14 protein-coding genes and 1 pseudogene are annotated in these 18,628 nt (G+C 58.3%); 7 read left to right on the top strand and 8 right to left on the bottom strand.

The window, feature by feature from the left end; translation table 11 throughout:
• Positions 1 to 7: 7 nt before the first annotated feature.
• The 7 genes and pseudogenes from kdsB to cysQ all read left to right on the top strand — a co-directional run bounded on the left by kdsB (position 8) and on the right by cysQ (position 9,095).
• Positions 8 to 1,294 carry a 3-deoxy-manno-octulosonate cytidylyltransferase gene (gene kdsB / locus B0H98_RS01535; protein WP_106373308.1) on the top strand — a complete coding sequence of 429 codons (1,287 nt, stop codon included), beginning with the start codon at positions 8 to 10 and terminating at the stop codon, positions 1,292 to 1,294.
• A 25-nt stretch (positions 1,295 to 1,319) separates the two neighbouring features.
• Entirely contained in the window at positions 1,320 to 2,267 is a 948-nt protein-coding gene (locus B0H98_RS01530; RefSeq protein ID WP_106373307.1) for a KpsF/GutQ family sugar-phosphate isomerase, read from the top strand.
• Between the two features lie 190 nt (positions 2,268 to 2,457).
• A pseudogene (locus B0H98_RS01525) lies at positions 2,458 to 3,537 on the top strand (IS3 family transposase).
• A gap of 168 nt (positions 3,538 to 3,705) precedes the next feature.
• Positions 3,706 to 5,301: a phosphoglucomutase (alpha-D-glucose-1,6-bisphosphate-dependent) gene (gene pgm / locus B0H98_RS01520; protein ID WP_106373306.1), complete on the top strand. Its 1,596-nt coding sequence runs from the start codon at positions 3,706 to 3,708 to the stop codon at positions 5,299 to 5,301.
• A gap of 400 nt (positions 5,302 to 5,701) precedes the next feature.
• Positions 5,702 to 7,375 (top strand): glucose-6-phosphate isomerase, encoded by a 1,674-nt coding sequence (gene pgi, locus B0H98_RS01515; RefSeq protein WP_106373305.1) that lies wholly within the window; start codon positions 5,702 to 5,704, stop codon positions 7,373 to 7,375.
• Positions 7,376 to 7,399: 24 nt separating this feature from the next.
• Positions 7,400 to 8,254: a UTP--glucose-1-phosphate uridylyltransferase gene (locus B0H98_RS01510; protein WP_106373304.1), complete on the top strand. Its 855-nt coding sequence runs from the start codon at positions 7,400 to 7,402 to the stop codon at positions 8,252 to 8,254.
• A gap of 82 nt (positions 8,255 to 8,336) precedes the next feature.
• Positions 8,337 to 9,095 (top strand): 3'(2'),5'-bisphosphate nucleotidase CysQ, encoded by a 759-nt coding sequence (gene cysQ / locus B0H98_RS01505; protein ID WP_106373303.1) that lies wholly within the window; start codon positions 8,337 to 8,339, stop codon positions 9,093 to 9,095.
• 655 nt (positions 9,096 to 9,750) lie between these two features.
• Here the strand turns inward: cysQ and B0H98_RS01500 are convergent.
• The 8 genes from B0H98_RS01500 to rfaH all read right to left on the bottom strand — a co-directional run bounded on the left by B0H98_RS01500 (position 9,751) and on the right by rfaH (position 18,628).
• Positions 9,751 to 10,260: an REP-associated tyrosine transposase gene (locus B0H98_RS01500; RefSeq protein WP_106373302.1), complete on the bottom strand. Its 510-nt coding sequence runs from the start codon at positions 10,258 to 10,260 to the stop codon at positions 9,751 to 9,753.
• A gap of 124 nt (positions 10,261 to 10,384) precedes the next feature.
• Complete coding sequence (gene rnk, locus B0H98_RS01495) at positions 10,385 to 10,798, bottom strand: nucleoside diphosphate kinase regulator (protein WP_106373301.1); 414 nt, start codon at positions 10,796 to 10,798, stop codon at positions 10,385 to 10,387.
• A gap of 151 nt (positions 10,799 to 10,949) precedes the next feature.
• On the bottom strand, positions 10,950 to 12,302 hold the full coding sequence (gene gdhA / locus B0H98_RS01490; RefSeq protein WP_106373859.1) for an NADP-specific glutamate dehydrogenase: 1,353 nt from the start codon (positions 12,300 to 12,302) through the stop codon (positions 10,950 to 10,952).
• Between the two features lie 730 nt (positions 12,303 to 13,032).
• A complete protein-coding gene (locus B0H98_RS01485) occupies positions 13,033 to 14,640 on the bottom strand; it encodes a gamma-glutamyltransferase family protein (protein WP_106373300.1) in 1,608 nt (535 codons plus the stop codon).
• A 10-nt stretch (positions 14,641 to 14,650) separates the two neighbouring features.
• On the bottom strand, positions 14,651 to 16,207 hold the full coding sequence (locus B0H98_RS01480) for a tripartite tricarboxylate transporter permease (protein ID WP_244182945.1): 1,557 nt from the start codon (positions 16,205 to 16,207) through the stop codon (positions 14,651 to 14,653).
• Between the two features lie 12 nt (positions 16,208 to 16,219).
• Positions 16,220 to 16,717: a tripartite tricarboxylate transporter TctB family protein gene (locus B0H98_RS01475; RefSeq protein ID WP_106373299.1), complete on the bottom strand. Its 498-nt coding sequence runs from the start codon at positions 16,715 to 16,717 to the stop codon at positions 16,220 to 16,222.
• Positions 16,718 to 16,741: 24 nt separating this feature from the next.
• Positions 16,742 to 17,692 (bottom strand): tripartite tricarboxylate transporter substrate binding protein, encoded by a 951-nt coding sequence (locus B0H98_RS01470; RefSeq protein WP_106373298.1) that lies wholly within the window; start codon positions 17,690 to 17,692, stop codon positions 16,742 to 16,744.
• Positions 17,693 to 18,049: 357 nt separating this feature from the next.
• Positions 18,050 to 18,628 (bottom strand): transcription/translation regulatory transformer protein RfaH, encoded by a 579-nt coding sequence (rfaH, locus tag B0H98_RS01465; protein ID WP_244182944.1) that lies wholly within the window; start codon positions 18,626 to 18,628, stop codon positions 18,050 to 18,052.

The raw sequence follows: 18,628 nt of genomic DNA, 5'->3' as shown, positions 1-18,628 counted from the left end.
GTTGGCTGTGTCTGAATCACGCCGTGTGGCATTAGTAATTCCTGCGCGTTATGGCTCCAGCCGTCTGCCGGGTAAGCCATTGGCCGATCTGTTAGGTAAGCCAATGGTTCAATGGGTGTTCGAGAAGGCCCAGCAGGTTCCTTCAGCGGATACCGTTGTCGTGGCCACTGATGATCAACGCATCGCTGATGCTGTAAAAGCCTTTGGCGGTAATGTCGTACTCACCTCCCCGAACCATCCATCCGGCACTGATCGGTTAGTAGAGGTAATGGCGCAGGTAGAGGCCGATATCTACATCAACCTTCAAGGTGATGAACCTCTTGTTCGCCCTGAAGACGTGGAACAGCTTGCGCAAGGCATGCTGGCGGATACTTCCGTGGATGTAGGCACGCTGTATCATGCCATTGATGATGAGGAGGCCCTGAACCCTAACGCCGTCAAGGTAGTGCTGGGCCATGAGGGCAACGCGCTCTATTTTAGTCGCTCGCCCATTCCTTATCCTCGTGAGAAAGATAAGCACCCCGGTTTCAAGAAGCATGTGGGTGTGTATGCCTACCGTAAGCGTATTCTGGAACAGTATGCGCATTTGCCAGCATCAGCGTTAGAGCAGACAGAACAGCTGGAGCAACTTCGCTTACTGGCTGCCGGTTTACGCATTCGCGCTTTTGAAGTAGCCCCGACAGGGCCGGGAGTAGATACTCCTGAGTGCCTGGAAAAGGTGCGTGCGTTATTGGAGGGTAAGGCGTATTCGCCGGTATTGCCCTTAGCCAACGTCAAGCTGCTGATTACGGATGTAGACGGCGTACTTACCGATGGTGGGATTTATTACGATGCCACAGGCGAGTGCTTGAAGCGTTTTCACGTGCGTGATGGGCTGGGCATGCGGCTACTCGAAGAGAGTGGCATTCGCGTGGCTGTGCTATCAGGGCGTGATTCAGCAACACTACGTAAACGTGTGGCGGACCTTGGTATTGAGCTTTGTGCGTTTGGCGTAAAAGATAAATATGCCGCCTGCCTGGATTTGATGCAGCAAGCCGGCGCCAGCCCGGCGCAAACGGCATGCATAGGCGATGACTCTATTGATTTACCTGCCTTTGCTGCCTGCGGGTTTTCCTATGCCGTAGCGGATGCACCAAGTTACGTGAAGCAAAAGGCGACCGGTGTTTTGACCTTGGCAGGGGGGCAAGGGGCACTTCGTGAGCTGGCGGATGTCATACTGACGGCACACGGCAAAGCCGATGTTTTTAATTCAGCAGAAGGGTTTCACGCGGTTTCAAGCGGAGCGGCCCAGTAACGTGAAAGAAAAGGAATGTAATCGCATGTCGAGTATCAGTGTCGGGAAAGAGGTTTTTAAAGTTCAGGCTCAGGCATTGGAAGCAACGGGCAACCGACTGGATGGTGCTTTCGATAACGCTGTGAACATGATTCTTGAAACAACAGGACGCGTAGTTGTTTCAGGCATGGGGAAATCGGGCATTATTGGTAACAAAATAGCGGCCACGCTTGCCTCTACCGGTACGCCCAGTTTTTCCGTTCATCCTGCTGAGGCATACCATGGCGATTTGGGTATGTTTACGGCGACAGATGTCGTTATTCTGATTTCATACAGTGGTGAAACGGAAGAAGTCATCCGTTTGATTCCTTCGCTTCGTCATTTTGGTGTAAAAACGATTGCCATGGTAGGTAATCCTGATTCCACCCTCGGCCGCAATTGCGATCTGGTGTTGGACGTTTCCGTTGAACGTGAAGCGTGTCCTAACAACTTGGCGCCCACCACTTCGACCACTGTAACGTTGGCGATGGGAGATGCGTTGGCCGTAGCTTTGATTGAACGCCGTGATTTCAAGCCCCAGGATTTCGCTGTGTTCCATCCTGGCGGTAGCCTTGGCAAACGCCTCTTGACGCGAGTCAAGGATGTAATGCATTCAGAGCTGCCAATCTGTGCGCCCAACGACAATATGAAAGAAGTTATCATGACCATTACCCAAGTAGGTTTGGGCATTGCCGTCGTGGTCGATCGGGGTACCATTAAAGGCGTCATTACCGATGGCGATTTGCGCCGCGCTCTTTTCAACCATAATAGTTTCGATGGATTGACGGCTGCGAATATCATGACGCCAAACCCGTTAACCGTGAATGAAAGCGAGATGTTCGCAGATGCAGAAAACATCATGTTTAAAGCTAATGTGACATCGTTGCTTGTGGTTAGTGATGATAGCGCATTGTCTGGAGTTCTTAAGCTTCAAGATGCTGGAAAATTAAGCTGAGCTTACTTAATCGATAACTCGTGAAAGCCAACCATTCGGTTGGCTTTTTTATTTGTAAATAATGAATTTTTCATCATTAATGCTTTGCACTAAATATTGAAATAATTTTTTAAAATTGACCTTTCCGCCTAAATTAACACCATGAGCTCGATGAGATTTACCGCTAATCTTGGTTAATGGAGATCTCACTATGAAAAAGACACGCTATACCGAAGAGCAAATCATTGGTGCTGTCAAGGAACATGAGGCAGGTGCCAATGTGGACGACCTGTGCCGAAAATTAGGCATCTCCAGTGGCACCTTCTACAACTGGCGCAGCAAGTATGCTGGCCTGGAAGTGAATGAAGCGAAACGCCTACGGGAGCTTGAAACGGAAAACAATAAGCTGAAAAAGCTTCTCGCTGACAAGCTCTTGGAAGTGGAGGCCATGAAGGAGGTCCTGTCAAAAAAGTGGTAACGCCGACAGCCCGTAAAGCGGCTGCTCGACATCTGGTTGATTACCACCAGATCAGCGAGCGTTCCGCCTGCCAACGTGTAGGCATTTTCCGAACGGCGTACCGGTACCCAGCTCAGGGTAACCAGAACGGCGTGCTTAGAGCACGCCTTAAAGAACTGGCTACACAGCAGTCTGCTTATGGTTACCTGCTGTTGCACGCGCTTTTAAAAGCGGAAGGCCTGGTCATTAATCGAAAGCGCACGTATAGAATTTATACCGAAGAATGCCTGCAAGTACGTACTAAACGGCGTAAAAAACTCCATCGCCCACGGCAGCCCCTAAAGATGCCCACAAGCGTCAATGAGCGTTGGTCAATGGACTTCGTTGCTGATCAACTGGCGAATGGGCGACGTTTTCGGATACTGAATGTTGTCGACGACTTTTCACGCGAAATAGTGGGCCAACTGGTCTCCGTATCGATTAGTGGACTTCAGGTGGCTCGGTTTTTAGAGCAGTTGTGCGAAGCAAGAGGTAAGCCTCACAGGATTATTTGCGATAACGGTACCGAATTTACCAGCAAAGCGATGTTCTTCTGGAGCAATTAAGCGATGGTGTCGCTGGGTTTTATTCAACCGGGTAAGCCTACTCAGAATGCGTTTGTGGAAAGCTTAAATGGTAAGTTCCGAAACGAATGTCTCAACCGTCACTGGTTTAGGACGTTGCATGAAGCAAGAGCAGAGATAGACGCGTGGCGAAACCATTACAATCATGTTCGCCCTCACAGCTCACTCAATTATCTGCCCCCCCGTTGAATATGCTCACAGGGCGGCGTAATGTGGAAAATCTCATTGAGTCAGCGGTACTAATCCAGGGGAAAGGTCAGAGTTCTGTTTAGTATCAAGATTTAAAAATTTTTTAATGCGATAATTTGTTCACTATTTCCAACGCAATTGTTTTATTAATTGTTATATACATATGAATAGTTTAAGCATGGAGGCAATGATGAAAGCAATATTACAGGCATTTTATGCAGAAAAACCCGACGCCAGCGTAGCGAAAGAGCAGGTGGCCTTTGGCACATCCGGCCACCGCGGCCGCGCCACCGAGCGCACGTTCAACGCGTCCCACATCTACGCCATTACCCAGGCGGTAGTGGACTACCGGCTGGATGCCGGCTACCAGGGGCCGCTGTTTCTGGGGTTCGATACCCACGCGCTTTCCCGCCCCGCCTGGGAGTGCGCGTTGCAGGTGCTGGCCGCCAACAAGGTGCCGGTGCTGGTGGAAAGAGATTATGGGTATACCGCCACGCCGCTTGTCAGCCACGCCATCTTGCAGCATAACTGCCCCGAAGGGCAGCCGCTGCCCACTGCGGCGTTGGCCGATGGCTTGATCATTACTCCTTCGCACAACCCGCCCGAAGATGGTGGAATCAAATATAATCCCCACCACGGCGGCCCGGCGGATACCGAAGCTACTACCTGGATCGAACAGCGCGCCAATGCCTACCTGCTGCGTGGGCTTCGGGAAGTGCCGCTGGTCTCGCTGGAAGAGGCCCAGGGCCACGCCGAGGAGTACGACTTCACCGCGCACTACGTGGCGCAGCTTGGCAAGGTGGTGGATATTGCCGCTATCCAGAAAGCCAACCTGACGTTGGGAGCGGACCCCATGGGCGGCACGGCCTTGCCGGTATGGCAGGCGGTGGCCAGCCACTACGGCTTGAACCTTGACGTGGTCAACACCCAGGTGGATGCAGGCTTCAGCTTCATGCCGCCGGATCACGATGGCAAGATCCGCATGGATTGTTCGAGCGCTGCGGCCATGGCGAACCTGCTCAATATAAAAGACCGCTTCAACGTGGCCTTTGGCAACGACCCGGATGCCGACCGCCATGGCATCGTGGATGTCAATGGCCTGATGAACCCCAACCATTTTCTGGCCGTGTGTATCGATTATTTGATTACCCACCGCCCGGAATGGTCAGCGTCACTCAAGATCGGCAAGACGCTGGTGTCCTCTTCGATGATCGACCGCGTGGTGGCGTCCCATCAGCGTGAGCTTTATGAAGTGCCGGTAGGCTTCAAGTGGTTTGTAGATGGCCTGCACGAAGGCTGGCTGGCCTTTGGCGGCGAAGAAAGCGCGGGCGCAAGCTTGCTGACGCTGGACGGTAAACCGTGGTCCACCGACAAGGACGGCATCGCGCTCTGCCTGCTGGCCGCGGAAATCCTGGCTGTCACCGGCAAGACGCCCAGCGAGTATTACCGCACGCTGACCGAGCGCTTTGGTGAGCCCTTCTACAAACGCGTGGATACCGCCTGCACTCCAGAAGAGAAAGCCGCCTTCAAGAAGCTGGATAGTGAGAGCGTGACCGCCCAGGCGCTTGCAGGCGATGCGATCACCGCCGTATTGGTGGCCGCGCCGGGTAATGGTGCCAGCATTGGTGGTATCAAGGTCACCACCGAAAACGGCTGGTTCGCCGCCCGCCCCAGCGGCACGGAATCGCTCTACAAGGTGTACGCCGAAAGCTTCAAAGGCCCCGAGCACCTGGACGAGCTGATCGAAAGCGCCACCGCCTTGCTTGCGGATGTATTGAAAGGCTAGCGCCAGGGTTGGGTGATGGGGTCAAATAGTATGCTTGGATGCCACCATCGGGGCGGCTAACCGCCGCCCATCCGCGCCGGGCCGCCGCTGCTGGTGCCTCATTTGCTCGTGCCTCGCAAGATTCGTTACCACGCGCTACGGGTTATTGCCGATGCATAATGTGGTGCGAAACCTGTAGCGCGTGGTAAGCCGCCAGGCGCACCCGCGGGAGCAGCGCGGAGAGCGCTGCCGGGGTTGAGGCTTTAACATGAGAAGATGCATTTTTAACATTGTTGCACTACGCAAAATCCGCAAATTCGTCATATGGTAAACTACCGGTTGTAGGAACCGTGAAGTTGGCTTGAAGATTGCTTTATTCAAAATGGATGTGCCAACAGGTTTTACGTTCAAGGAAGAAGTCATGAACATATCTGCACTATCACGTACCGCGCGTGCCTATACCCCCGTGAGCGAGCTGCATGCCCATGCAGAGCAGTTGCAGGCGCAGCCGCTGAGCGACCTGCTCAATAGCGATTCAGCCTCCGCTCAAAAGCGCGCCAGTAGCCTGGCGTTTACCTTCGGCACGCTGCATGTGGATTTCAGCAAGCAGCGGGTTACCCCGCATACCCTCAAGCTGTTGATTGATTGGGCGCGCAGCTGCGGCGTAGAGCCCAAACGGGCGGCGCTGTTTGCGGGCGAAAAGGTGAATACCTCGGAAGGGCGGGCGGCCCTGCATATGGCGGCGCGCTGGCCGAAGGGCAAGATGCCGCCACGGGGCATGGAAACCGCTGCGCTTTTTTGTCAGCAGCAGCGGGCCCGTCTGGCGGATATGGTTTCCCGTGTGCATGAAGGGCAGTGGTTTGGTGCTACGGGCCAGTCCATCACTGATGTGGTGCATATTGGCGTTGGCGGCTCTGATTTGGGGCCAAAACTGATCAGCGAAGCACTGGCCGACCGGCCAAGCCATGCCAAGGTAGGCGTTCACTACGTATCCACCATGGACGGCGCCCAGCTACTGCCGTTGATGGAGCACCTGAACCCGGCGACCACACTGCTGGTGCTGGCTTCCAAATCATTTACCACGGCGGACACCCAGTTCAACGTGCGTACGGCGCTGGCCTGGTTGAGCGATGCGCTGGAAGTGGATATCCCCACCGTTTGCCGCTACCAGCTGGTAGGGGTGTCTTCCAAACCCGAAAAGATGACCGAATTCGGCGTTCCGCATGTTCATCAACTGGTGTTCAAGGACTGGATTGGCGGGCGCTTCTCTATCTGGTCGCCCATTGGCGTCAGCGTTGCCATGCAGCTAGGCATGAAAGCATTCGACGAGCTGCTGGCCGGCGCCCATGCCATGGACAAGCACTTTTTAGATGCGCCGCTTGAAGAGAACCTGCCTGCCTTGATGGCACTGGTCGGCGCCTGGAACTGCCAGTTTCTGAATATCCCGACCCACGCGGTGCTGCCTTACGATGGCCGACTGAAAAGCCTTTCGGCCTACTTGCAGCAGCTGGAGATGGAATCTAACGGGAAAAGTGTGGGGCTTGATGGCCGTTCGGTGGCGCACGCTACCTGCCCGATCATCTGGGGCGATGTAGGCCCCAATGCCCAGCACGCGTTCTACCAGCTGCTGCATCAGGGCGTGCATACCGTCAGCGCGGATTTTGTGGCCGTGGCTAGTCGTGATGTAGACGCTCCCGAGGAAGTCAGCGAAGCACTCGCTGCTCAGGAGCAGCTGACGCTTGCCAACTGCCTGGCGCAGTCGCAGCTTTTCGCACTGGGTGATGACGCCATTCCGCCAGCGCTTAGGGGGCATATGGCGCAGGGGTATCGAGGAAACCACCCTAATTCGCTATTATTGCTCAAGGAGCTGAGTGCCTGGAGCATTGGCGCATTGCTGGCACTTTACGAGCACAAGGTGTTCGTGCAATCGGTGCTGTGGAACCTGAACCCCTTTGACCAGCCCGGGGTAGAGCTTGGCAAGCAGCTGGCCACCAGCCTTTATGAATTGCTTGCCGGTGAAGCGGCGGCCCACAAGAACGTGAAAGACCCGAGTACAGAGCAGCTGCTGAGTAAAATCAACGAGTGGCGCCAGTAACGTAACCCGATAAGGAAATTAGTAATGACCCAGGTGCGCAAAGCGATTATTCCAGTAGCCGGTTTTGGTACGCGATTGTTGCCCATCAGCAAGGCCATTCCCAAGGAGATGGTGCCGGTAGTGGACCGCCCGCTGATTCAGCACGTGGTGGAAGAGGCGCTGGCCGCCGGTATCAACGAAATCGTCCTGGTTACCCGCTCGGGCAAGTCATCCATTGAAGATCACTTCGACGCGCATGCCGAGCTTGAAGATGCCCTGGCCAGCAAAGGCAAGGATGAACTGCTGGCTACCCTGGCGGCCATTGCTCCGCCAGAGCTGAAAATCACCAGTGTTCGTCAGCCCAATGCCCAGGGCCTGGGCCATGCAGTCTACTGCGCCGCGCATTTACTGGGCCAGGACGAGCCGTTTGCGGTCATTCTGCCGGACGTATTGGTCAAGCCCCAGGCAAACAGCACTGCCTGTGATCTGGGGCGTATGGTCGAGCTGTGGGATGCCAGCAATGCCGCCCAGATCATGGTGGAAGCGGTGCCCCAGGAAGACGTTTACCGTTACGGCATCGTGGATTGCGACGAACCCAGCGCTGGCGAAAGCGCCGACATGCGCGGCGTGGTGGAAAAGCCCAAACCCGAAGATGCGCCTTCGCGTCTTTCGGTGATTGGCCGCTATATTCTGCCGTACCGCATCATGGAGCTGCTGCGCGACCAACCCCCGGGCGCGGGTAACGAAATCCAGCTCACCGACGCCATCGACCGCCTGATGCAGGAAGGCAAGCAGGTTCAGGCGTTTCGCATGCAGGGCCGCACCTTCGATTGCGGGCATATCGAAGGCTGGCTGCAGGCGAACACCACCCTGGCGCGCGAAGCCGGTTACGACCTCTAAGCACTGCCCGTTCGTGTAAGCAAGAAGCCGCCCCCGATGGCGGCTTCTTGCGTTTTCACCATCGCATAAGGTGAGGAGTTTTATGGATCACTTGCTGAATCAGGTACTGGAGATTGCTCGTGAGGCGGGCGAGGCCATCCTGCGCATCTATGCCGAGGATTTCGAGGTAGATATCAAGGCCGATAACAGCCCGGTCACCGCGGCGGACAACGCAGCCAACCGAGTCATTCTGCAGGGGCTCAACGCGCTTGATGCCTCCATTCCCATTCTTTCCGAAGAGGGCGGGGAGAAATTTACCGGGCCGGATGGCACCGGGCGCTACTGGCTCGTCGATCCGCTAGACGGCACGAAAGAGTTCGTCAAGCGTAACGATGAGTTTACCGTCAATATCGCGCTGATCGAGCACGGCAAGCCGGTGCTGGGTGTAGTGCTGGCGCCGGTGTTCAACGTGGCGTATATCGCCGCCAGCGGGGTAGGGGCGTTCAAGGTGGATGAAAGCGGCCGATACCCCATTCGCGTTGCCGGAAAGCCTGCCGAGGGCGCCAAATGGCGGGTAATGGGCAGCCGCTCCCACGCCCACCCGCATCTCGAGCGCTGGCTCGAGCAGCTAGGCCCATATGACATCCTGCCCATGGGCAGCTCGCTCAAGTTTGGCATCATCGCCGAAGGCAGCGCCGACGCATACCCGCGCCTTGGGCCCACCAGCCTATGGGACACCGCCGCCGCCCAGGGCGTGATCGAACAGGCCGGCGGCCGCGTCGTCACCCTCGAAGGCGCGCCCTTGAGTTACGCCACCCCCACCGAAACCCTCAACCCAAGCTTTGTGGTGTGGGGGCATTGATACCGGCAATGCCCTTTGAAGGGATGCTTACGTAGCGCTGCCAGGGTAGTTGATTTGGCACAAGCGCATGCCTGGGTGCCTCAATCGGGGCGGCTTGTCAGCCGCCATCCGCGGGTGCCTCATTTGCTCGTGCCTCGCAAGATTCGTTACCACGCGCTACGGGTTATCGACAATGCCCAATGTAATGCGAAAACCGTAGCGCGTGGTAAGCCGCCAGGCGCACCCGCGAATGCAGCGCGGAGAGCGCTGCCGGGGTTGGGTGATTGGGCACAAGCGCACGCCTGGGTGCCGCCATCGGGGCGGCTAACCGCCGCCTATCCGCGCCGGGCCGCCGCTGCGGGTGCCTCATTTGCTCGTGCCTCGCAAGATTCGTTACCACGCGCTACGGGTTTGCCAAACGTTTGAGACGCCACGACCGATGGCGCCTCTTGTTACTCAAAAAGGCCACCTACCGTAGCGCGTGGTAAGCCGCCAGGCGCACCCGCGGATGCAGCGCGGAAAGCGCTGCCGGGGTTGGGTGATTGGGCACAAGCGCACGCCTGGGTGCCGCCATCGGGGCGGCTAACCGCCGCCTATCCGCGCCGGGCCGCCGCTGCGGGTGCCTCATTTGCTCGTACCTCGCAAGATTCGTTACCACGCGCTACAAGGTTTGGCGCTACTCCCACTCCCTATGCGCCACGCCCGGTATTTCCTGTCGGCCCCACTCCTTGTCGTACCATCCCTTTTCTACGCACTGATGAAAGCTTGACCACTGCCAATCACTGGGGGCTTTGGCCCAGCCGTGTTTGACCGGGTTGTAGTGAATGTAATCCATATGCTGCTGCCAGTCGTTTTCATCGCGAATGACGTGCTCCCAGAACCCGCGCTGCCAGGCGGTTTGGGTGCCTGGTGGGAGCAGAAACTCTTTCGAGGCGTATTTCTTGATATCCCGCCAGCGGGAGGAGTAGTCCGTATCGCCCTCAGGCAGCGTCCAGAGGCAGTGCAGGTGATCGGGCAGCAGTACAAAGGCGTCCATGACGAACGGGCGCTCTTCCCGCACGCGACGCAGCGCTCGACCAAGTGCATTGATGTTCAAGTGATCCGCCAGTAGCGGTTGGCGAGCATAGGTCACTACGGTGAAGAAGTAGGTGCCGCCAGGTACGTGCGCGCGTCGATGGGTCGCCATCATGGCCTCCTGCCATCCATGCTGTTGAGTAGGAGCAGTAAGCATAATGGTTTGCGAAGGGTACTTCACCCAAGTGGAAGGACGGTTCAATAAGGCCGCCCAGGTTTCCAGGCGGCGTTGGGGATCAGCGGTGGAACTGCTTTTCGCGCTCGGGCTGCCAGAGGATGGCATCCACGCGTAGCTGCACGGTGGCGTTGTTGGGAATCGGCCAGTGGATCACATCGCCCACCTTGAGGCCGATCAGACCCGCGCCAATCGGCGCCATGACAGAAATGGCGTCTTCCACGGAGTCCAGCGCATGCGGGTAGACCAACGTGCGAATCATCTGGCGCCCGCGGGTGAGCTCGGTAAAGCGGATCTGGCTGTTCATGCTGACGACATTATCCGGAATCAGCTCCGGGTCAATCACTTCGCCCCGCATCAGCTCCTCTTCGAGCAGTTCGGCCACGGCCAGCTCCTTGCCTGTGGCGCTATCGATCAGCCGCTGCAGACGCTCGGCATCTAGCCGGTTGATGATGATTGGAGGACGCTGCTCCATTTTACTCTCCTTAGAAAGCAATAAAATCAATCGTATACATTAATTAAATGATAAATAAACGATTTTTGTAGCTACCAATAAAAACAGCCCTCCCCGAAAAGGGAGGACTGTTCGCCATCGCCAGTGTAAGCGATCTATCAGGGGAAGGCGATTACATTACGCCTTGCTCGATCATGGCATCCGCCACTTTCCTGAAACCGGCAATATTGGCACCCAATACAAGATTGGTAGGGTCGCCGAACTCTTCCGCCGTGGAGGCACACTGCTGGTAGATATTGGCCATGATCTGCTTGAGTTTTTCGTCCACTTTTTCCAGCGGCCACTGCTCCATGCTGCTGTTCTGGGCCATCTCCAGTTGGCTGGTGGCTACGCCGCCTGCGTTGGCCGCCTTGCCGGGGCCGTAGGCAATCTGCGCTTCCAGAAAGAGGTCGACGGCAGCGGTGGTAGAGGGCATGTTGGCGCCTTCACTGATACAGCGCACGCCGTTAGCCAGCAGCGTTTCGGCATCGGCTTCGGTCAGCTCGTTTTGCGTGGCGCAGGGGAAGGCCGCTTCCGCCTTGATCTGCCAGACGGCGTGGCCGCCTTCGGGGTAGTCGCTGGCCGGAATGTAGCGGGCGCTGGGGCGCTGTTCCAGATAGTTTTCAAGCGAGGCACGCTCGACTTCCTTGAGCCGCTTGAGCAGGTCCAGATCGATGCCGTCCGGGTCGTGAATGGTGCCGCGAGAGTCGCTGCAGGTAACCGGGCGGGCGCCCAGCTCTAAAAGCTTCTCAATGGTGTAGATCGCCACGTTGCCCGCGCCGGATACCAGGCAGGTCTTGCCTTCCAGGGTTTCATTGCTTGCGGCCAGCATGTTCTGGGCGAAGTAGACCGCGCCGTAGCCGGTGGCTTCCTTGCGGCCCATCGAGCCGCCCCAGTTCAGCCCTTTACCGGTCAGCACGCCTTCATAGCGCCCGGTCAAGCGTTTGTACTGCCCGAACAGGTAGCCGATCTCACGCCCGCCAACGCCGATATCCCCCGCCGGTACGTCGCAGGTAGGGCCAATATGACGCTGCAACTCGGTCATGAAAGCCTGGCAGAAGCGCATGATCTCGTTGTCGGATTTGCCTTTAGGGTCGAAATCCGCACCGCCTTTACCGCCACCGATGGAAAGCCCCGTGAGCGCGTTCTTGAAGATCTGCTCGAAGCCCAGGAACTTGATCGTACCCGCCGTCACGCTCGGATGAAAACGCAGCCCGCCCTTGTAGGGGCCAAGTGCGGAGTTGAACTGGATACGATAACCCTTGTTGACGTGTACACGCCCGGCATCATCTACCCAACTCACGCGAAAGAAGATCTGGCGCTCGGGCTCGACGATGCGCTCAATGATGCTGTGGTCGTGATAGTGCGGATAACGCTCGAACAGCGGGCGCAGGCATTCGAGTACTTCTTCAGCAGCTTGATAAAACTCGCTTTGCGCCGGGCTGCTGCGCTGCAAGCGGGTCAGGGTATCGTGAACATAGGGCATGGGTGTGACTACCGTGTAATGACAGTTGAAGTTATTGGCTGGCCAGCCCTTTTGCATTATTTAACTTCCGAAGCGTTTTCTTGCATACCCTATGCCGGTTTGTAATAGGTCAAAAACGCCAGCAAGTTAGACGAAAGTGGTAGATTTTTGTAAGGAAATGCCGAAAATACGGAAACGTGTTTCACGATATTTAAACGATTTGAGCATGAGCGAGCGACCAAAAATGGTGCATACAAGGCTTTTGAGGCCCCCGCACCCCGTAGCGCGTGGTAAGCCGCCAGGCGCACCCGCAGCGGCGGCCCGGCGCGGATGCAGCGCGGAGAGCGCTGCCGGGGTTGGATAATGAGGCACAAAAGCAGAGTTGGGTGCCGCCATCGGGGCGTCTTGTCAGCCGCCCACCCGCGGGTGCCTCATTTGCTCGTGCCTCGCAAGATTCGTTACCACGCGCTACGGGTTCATTGCCAACGTTTGATGTGGTGCAACACCGTAGCGCGTGGTAAGCCGCCAGGCGCACCCGTGGGAGCAGCGCGGAGAGCGCTGCCGGGGTTGGGTGGTAGGTCGCAAAAGCCGGATTGGGTGCCGCTATCGGGGCGTCTTGCCAGCCGCCATCCGCGCCGGGCCGCCGCTGCGGGTGCCTCATATGCTTGTGCCTAGCAAGATTCGTTACCACGCGTTACGGGTTGGTTGCCTCAATCGGATGTGACGCAACACCGTAGCGCGTGGCAATTAATCAAACGGGAAGCACGGCGCCGTCGGCGCGGGGTTCGGTGCCGCCTTGGAGGATGCCGTTTTCCGGGTTGCGCAGGATGATCTGGCCGCGGCCGAAGGTGAGGCCGTCGGTGCAGCGGACGATGCGGTGGCCGCGCCGTTCGAGCGCCTGGGCGAGGTGGTCGGGGAAGCCGGGTTCCACTTCGACGGTCTTGCCTTCTACCCACTTCCAGCGCGGGAGATCCAAGGCCGCCTGGGGGTTGAGGTGGTCTTCGAGCATGTTGGCGACGACCTGCACGTGCCCCTGGGGCTGCATGTAGCCACCCATCACGCCAAACGGGCCGACCGCCTGATCATCCTTGGTGATGAAGCCCGGGATGATGGTGTGGTAGGTGCGCTTGCCCGGGCGCAGCACGTTGGCATGCTCTTCATCCAGCGAGAACGACCAGCCGCGGTTCTGCAGGCTGATGCCGGTGCCGGGGACCACGATGCCCGAGCCGAAGCCTTCGAAGTTGCTCTGGATGAACGACACCATGTTGCCTTCATCATCGGCGGTGGAGAGATACACCGTGCCGCCCATCAGGGGGTTGCCGTGCAGCGGGTCGATGGCGTCATGGCCAATCAGCTCGCTGCGCTGCTTGAGATACCCAGGCGAAAGCATCTGCTCGACACTGGGCGTCATGTGCTCGCGCTCGGTGATATAACGCAGGCCGTCGACGTAACCAAGCTTGGTGGCTTCGATGCGGCGGTGCACCGACTCCACCGGGTCGCGTGGTTCGTCGCCCATGGCGTCCAGAATGCCCAGCGCCTGCAGGGCGATCAGGCCGCTGCCGTTGGGCGGAATTTCCCAGATATCGTGGCCGCGGTAGCGCACGCTGATCGGGTCGACCCATTCCGGCGTGAAGGCGGCGAGGTCTTCCTTGCGCAGAAAACCACCGTGCTTTTGTGAGAAGGCGTCCATGGCGTCGGCCAGTTCGCCTTCATAAAACGCTTTCGCGCGGGTTTCGCCGATGGCGCGCAGGGTCTTGGCCATTTCCGGCGAGCGCCACACGTCGCCGGGTTTGGGGGCGTGGCCTTCCGGGGCGAAGTGTTCGAACCAGGGCGCGAATTCCGGGCTATCGTACTGGCCGTAGCGCGTATGCGCCTGGGCCCAGAGGCGGCTCGCGGTGGGCAGTACCGCGTAGCCCTCGTCGGCAAGTTCGGCGGCCGGGGCCATCAGCGTTTCGAACGGCAGCTTGCCGAAACGCTCGGAAAGCGCGGCCCAGGCACCCGGTGCACCGGGGACGGTCACCGGCACCAGGCCATGGGCGGGCATTTCCGTGTGGCCTTTGTCACGCACGCCTTCACAGGAGATGCCCTTGGGCGCGCGGCCGCTGGCGTTCAGGCCATGCAGCTTGCCCTTGACCCACACCAGGGCGAAGGCGTCGCTGCCGATACCGTTGGAGGTCGGCTCGACCACGGTGAGGGCGGCGGCGGTGGCAATCGCCGCGTCGATAGCGTTACCGCCTTGACGCAGAATGTTGGCGCCTACCTGGGCCGCAAGCGACTGGGAGGTAGCTACCATGCCGCGCTTGCCGAACGTGACGGTGCGCTTGGAGGCCGCCGGGTAGTAGTGGGGGTCGAGATTCATGGTCAATTCCTTATTCTTGAGAGACGCCATCTTGGTAGGCGCTATTCTGTGCCGCTTCAGCGCGCTGCGCCAGCAAGCGGCGCTGACGAATATAGCTGTAGATACTGTAGGCCACGGACACCACGGCCAGGGTCAGCAGCAGCGCCGAGATCGGCCGGGTGAAGAACAGCGTCCAGTCGGCACTGGTCTGGAAGGCGCGGCGCAGGTTGGTTTCCGCGATGGGCCCAAGCACCACGCCCAGCACCAGCGGGGCCAGCGGGTAATCCAGCTTCTTCATCAGGTAGCCGATGGTGCCGATGGCGGCCAGCAGATACAGATCGGAAAGGCGGTTGTTGAGCGTATAGGTGCCGATCGCACAGCAGGCCAGCACCACCGGTACCACAATGTACTTGGGCACGTTCAAAAGCCGCATGAAGGCGCGCATCATCAATATGCCGATAAACAGCATGAAGAACGACGCCACCGCCATGGCGATGAACATGCTGTACACCAGATCCGGGTGGTCCAGAATCAGGCGTGGTCCGATGCTGATACCGTGCACCATGATCGCCGCCATGAGCACGGCGTCCGCCGGCGACCCGGGAATGCCCAGTGAAATCAGCGGAATCAGGCTGCCACCCACGGTAGAGGAGTTGCCGGCTTCCGAGGCGACCACGCCTTCCGGCTCGCCCTTGCCGAAGGTTTCCGGATGCTTGGAAGCGCGCTTGGCCTGGTCGTAGGCCACCAGGTTGGAGATCGAGCTGCCTGCCCCTGGCACGGCGCCGATAAACACGCCTAGAAGCGACGAGCGCACGATGTTGAACGGTTTACGCAGGGTGCTCATGACCACGTCCCAGAGGTGCGGGCGCATATCGCCGCTGACCAGCGAGGAGGAGGACGCCTGCTGGCTTGCCGAAGTAGGCTCGAGTTCGGAAAGCAGCTGGCTCATGGCGTACATGCCGATCAGTACCACCAGAAAGGGAATGCCCGCCGTGAGCAGCTCGTAACCGAAGGTGAAGCGTTCGCGGGCCATTAGCGGGTCCGGGCCGATGGTGGCAATGCCGATGCCGATCAGCCCGGCAATCAACCCGCGCAGGAGCGAATCCCCCACCAGGCTTGCAATGATCGTGAGGGCAAAGACGATCAGCGCAAAGTACTCCCAGGGGCCGAGCTTGACGGCCAGCAGCGCCAGGGGCGGAGCAGCCACGATCAGCACCACGATAGAGATCAGCGAACCCACGAAAGATGCAAACAGTCCCAGCGACAGCGCGCGGCCGGGCTGGCCGCTGCGCGCCATGGGAAAGGCATCGAAGGTAGTGGCCACCGCCGAAGGCGTACCCGGAATGCCGAGCAGCGCGGCGCTGAACAGGCCGCCGCTCAGGCCGCCTACGTAGACCGAAAGCATGACCGCAATACCCTGCATGGGCGGCATGGCGAAGGTGAGCGGCAGCGTCAGCACGATGGCCATGGTAATGGTGAAGCCCGGAATGGCGGCGGCCACAATACCGGCAAAGGTAGCCACCGCCATCAGCATCAGCGTATAGGGCTCGGTGACACCGCCGAGGGCGAGTAGAAATGCATCCATCATAAAGTCACCTGTTTACCACTTGGCACGGGGCAGGTAGATGCTGAACACGTCAGCGAAGAGATAGTACGGGCCGATTGAAAACAGCAGCGCTACTCCCACCACTATCAGCAGGGTTACCGGGCGCCTGGGTGCCAGGAACAGCTGGGCGAGCAATAGATAGCAGAACGTACCGAGAATGAAGCCGGCAAACGGCATACTGATCATGTAGGCAATGAACAGGCCCAGGTTCACCAGCACGCTCTTCAGCGCGACAAGGCGCCGCCAGGCGCTGTGCAGGGTGGTTCTGGGAATGCCCCGCTTGGCCAGTTCCATGATGAACGCCGCCACGCACAAGACGGCAATGGATGAAAAGATGAGCTGCGGAAAGGTACCGGCACCCATGGGCTCCCAGCGGGAGGCCGGCAGTGAGCCGGCCCTGGAGGCCATGAATATCGCACCTGTCGCAAGCACCACATACGAGGCTAGCTGCAGCGTGGGCACTAGCGCGGCGTCTGGGCTCTTACGCTCCATGAGGACCTCCTGTAAGCGCGGTAATTAATCGAGCAGGTGAGCGTTCTCTTCGATGAACTGATCGTTACGCTCCAGGTAGTCGATGTAATCGGCCCGGTTCATGAAACGTGCGGTACCGCCGATATTGACGATTTCCGACTGGAAGTCTTCGCTTTGTGCCACGCTTTCCAGCGCACTTTCCAGGCGCTCGATGACGGCCTCGGGTGTGTCCTTGGGTACGACGATGCCGCGGGTAACCAGAAACTCGAGGTCATAGCCCAGCTCGTGCAGGGTAGGCACATCGGGCATCTCATCCAGGCGCTCTTCGGTGGCGGCGGCGAGTACGTTGACGTCACCGTTTTCCACAAACGCCTTGGCCGACTGGTAGTCCTCGATGGTCATGGTGATATGCCCACCGGCCAGGGCACGCAAGCGCTCGCCGGTACCTTCATAGCCCACGTAGCCGAACTGAGTATCGGTGGCCTGTTCGAACTGTACGGCCCACAGGTGCGGAATGCCGCCCAGCGTGACGCCCATGCGGTACTTGCCTGGCTCGCTCTGTACGGCTTCGAGCATGTCGTCGAGCGTTTCCCAGCCGCTGTCGGCGCTGACCATGATGACGGAGTTGTCGCTGGTCATCATGGCAATGGGCTCAAAAGAGTCCCAGTTGAGCTCGGTCACACCAGAGTGGTGGGCAATCAGCAGCCCTTCGTGGATCTGGCTGATGGTGTAGCCATCCGGCGCGCGGCGGGAAGCCTCACGCAGCCCAACGGTACCGCTGGCACCGGGCATGTTGATGATGGGCACCGGCTGGCCCAGCTCCTTTTCCATATGCCGGCCGACCAGGCGCATCATCAGGTCGCTGGCGCCGCCCGGGCCCCAGGGCACGATGAATTCGATCGGGCGTTCGGGATACTCGTTGGCCGCCATGGCGAAGGTGGGAAGGGCGAGTGCCGCTGAAAGAGCAGACACGGTGAACAGCGTTTTGAACGTCATCGTTTTTTCCTTTTGCAGGTTGTTATAAATGAGGCGATAAATTCAAATGCTCGCATCGACGGGCACGCCGAGAGAGCAGCCTTGAAGGCAGTAGAGCGAAAAATGGCAGGCCGGAGACGCTGCGGTCGAAACGGTTTATTTACTTATCGTTTATTTTTCAAAAAATCGATTTTTCAACGAAGTTAGACTATAGGTGAAGGAAGAAAGCGACGTCAATAGCGAAGGTAGGATGAAAAGCGCTGATTAATCTTTTACATAGGCGCAAACGCCTCGTAAAACGGCATCGTTAATTTTACTGAGTTAATCTTTCTGAAGAGGGCGTGCGAACAGCCAGCAAGCGCTTCAAGAAGCCGTGCCTTACGCGTCGCCTTTGCGCAACTGATCCAATGGCATGTTTAAGTGCTGTGGCCGCTGCAGCACGTTCAGCAGCACGATGGCGCGCTCTTCGCCCTTGCAGCGCTGGAAGATGGCTTCCAGGTCCTTGAAAGGGCCGCCGGTGATGGTGACCTTTTCCCCGGCGCTGAAGTAGGTGTGTATGCCTTCCTGGCGATGGGGCTGAGCGCGCAGGGCTTCCACCAGGGCACTGGGCACGGCGATGGGCGTGTTGCCAAAGGTGAGCAGGCGCAGGACGCCGCGGGTAGAGCGGATAGGCCGCCAGTTGCTGACGATCTGATCAAGGCGAATAAACAGGTAGTAGGGAAACAGCGGCTCGGTCACCATGACCGGTTTACCCTGGCGGCGGCGTTTGACATCCAGCACCGGGTGAAACACTTCGTAGCCCTGGTTGGTCAGGTGCTCCGCGGCGCGAAACGATTCGCCCCCCTTGCACTGGATAACGTACCAGTTAGGCAGAGCGCCCTGAGCGTCTTCCTCGGCATCACCGGATGCCGAGTCGTTCAGGGCGGAACCGTCAAGAGGGGAGCGACGTTGCTGCAT

Origin of the sequence: Vreelandella songnenensis, assembly GCF_003002925.1 — a bacterium.
GTDB classification, from domain to species: domain Bacteria; phylum Pseudomonadota; class Gammaproteobacteria; order Pseudomonadales; family Halomonadaceae; genus Vreelandella; species Vreelandella songnenensis.
This window is presented reverse-complemented; position numbering and strand designations above follow the sequence as displayed.